Genomic DNA, 2,295 nt, shown 5'->3' with positions numbered 1-2,295 from the left:
AGAAAGCATCGTGCCCGTCGACCGGAGGCCGACCATGCACTAACAATTAACCTGGAGCACTCAGACGGGGCAGCTCAGGGAAGTGCCCCCGCCCGGCCATCCGACCCGTGTCAGCCGACCTCGACCCATTCGCCGCCCTGACGCGTGTAGGTGACATCGTCGAACTCGAGCCGCTCCATGCCGATCAGCACGTCACGGTCATCCTCGAAGGTCACGACCACCTTCTTGCCGAAGGTCACGTCGTAGTCGCCTGAAGCGCCGTCGAACTCGACCGTGTCGCGCCCACCGCCGCCGACGAGCTTGTCGTTGCCGAGATCGAAGATGAAGGTGTCGGCACCGCCGCCGCCCACGACCTTGTCGTTGCCAGCGCCGCCGTCGAGCCGGTCCTTGCCGCCTCGACCGTTGAGAGTATCGGCCCCCGCGCCGCCGATCAGCACGTTGCCGGCCTTCGAGCCGAGCAACTTGTCGTTCGCGTCGGAGCCGATCACGCCTTCCATGCTCTTGAACTTGTCGCCGCGCGCATCGCCGCCCTTGGCCACGCCCTTCTGCAGGTTGACGGTGACGCCCTTTGCGGAGTCGCTGTAGTCGAGCGTGTCGAAGCCCTTGCCGCCGACGAACCTGTCGGCGCCCTTGCCGCCGGCCATGATATCATCGCCCTTCCGGCCGATCAGCGTGTCCTTGCCGCCCAGGCCGACGATCAGGTCGTTGGCCTTCGCGCCCTTCAGGCTCTCGCCGGCATTGCTGCCTTCCACCACGTTGGTCACCGCCGAGAGACGGCCTTCGGCCACATCCTGCACGGCGATCTCGAAGTCCTGGGCCAAGCTCAGCCCATCCGCATCCGTCGCTGTGATAATGAGGGGGATGCTGTAGGCTTCCTCAAAATCGAGACCGACGCCCTCTCTCAACTTAAGCGCGCCATTGACCACCTCGAAGCGGGTGTCGGAGACTGTGAAGCTGTGCGTGTCGCCAGCGTCGGGATCGGTAACCGTCAGCTGGCCAATCATGTCCCCGGCGGCATTCTCCTTGACCGTCGCCGACGACAGGCGGACAGCGGTGGCCACCTCGTTGACGTTGGACACCGTTACGTCGAAGCGCTGCGTCAGGCTGAGCCCAGACGCATCCGCCACCGTCACCTCAATTGGCACCGTCGCCCCTGTCTCGTGGTCAAGGCTGATGCCTTCCTTCAACTTCAGCGCCCTATCCGCGACCTCGAAGCGGGGATCGGAGACAGCAAAGGAGTGCGTATCGCCAATGTCGGGGTCGGCAACTACCAAATCACCGACAACGGCGCCGATCTCGCCTTCTTTAATAGGGAGACTGTCCAAAAGGACGCTTGTGGGCGCGTCGTTGACGTTATCGACGACCTCAGTTCTCTGACTTGTAACGCTATCAGTTGCGCCATAGCTGTCAGTGGAACGCACCAAAAGGCTAATTCTGCTGCCTACGTCTTCTTGACGCAAAATATACGAGCTTTCTGTTGCCCCACTAATAGCATCTCCGTCTCTCAGCCACTGATACTCAATGAGAGATATTCCGTCGGCATCATTGAGAGCAGTGATGTCCACCTCTACCGTCTCACCCTGAAGGGCATTACCCAATATAACAGGGACGCCTGCGAGAGGGGAGTTATCGGATATGTCGATCCTTATATTATCAAGAATTGACCCATCAAAACCATACACCCCCAGAAGAAAGTACTCACTTCCCTCTGTGACATTATCAGGGTTAATGGACACAGTGTAGGATTGGGAGATCTCTCGATAACTTCCTATCTGGACATAACTATACGCTCCCTGCGACAAGGTATAATCAGACATATTGGCGCTACCTTCCGAAAGGGCAATAACGCCGCCCTCCCCGCCTGCTGAATAGCCCGCAATAGATGTATAGAAAGTAGTCGTTTGTCCCTCAACTAAAGACAAGGGGCCGTCTATGGAAAATTGAGCGTAAGACATTGCTATATTACCTACAGGAGATGCATTCCATAGGCGACAACACCCACGATGTATCAACTTTGGGTGTCAAAGGATTACTTAATGCAACCAAGTGTTGACTTCTTGCCACATGCCATCAAACGCCTTGATAAATGATCTCATCGCCCTCTATGCCTAAGCGGCTCGAGCTGAAGGACTTCTTGAAGGCTGGTGGGGACGAGTCGATGTTGGGCTTCGACTGCGTCATGCGCGGACGACATGTCCATATCGTCGATTAAGAGAACTGAATAGCCCCGCGTTTCTTAGACGCCTTCGTGCCTCAGTTTCTGCTGCCGCTCGAACTCGAGAGGCGACAGCATTC

1 protein-coding gene is annotated in these 2,295 nt (G+C 57.6%); it reads right to left on the bottom strand.

The features are described 5' to 3' along the window. Window positions 1-110: 110 nt before the first annotated feature. Entirely contained in the window at window positions 111-1,421 is a 1,311-nt protein-coding gene (locus O4G76_RS19765) for a hypothetical protein (protein WP_269398869.1), read from the bottom strand. Window positions 1,422-2,295: the final 874 nt, after the last annotated feature.

This window comes from Limimaricola sp. G21655-S1 (assembly GCF_027213785.1).
GTDB lineage: Bacteria > Pseudomonadota > Alphaproteobacteria > Rhodobacterales > Rhodobacteraceae > Limimaricola.
The sequence above is the reverse complement of the archived record's forward strand: the minus strand, read 5'-3'. Positions and strand labels throughout refer to the sequence as shown.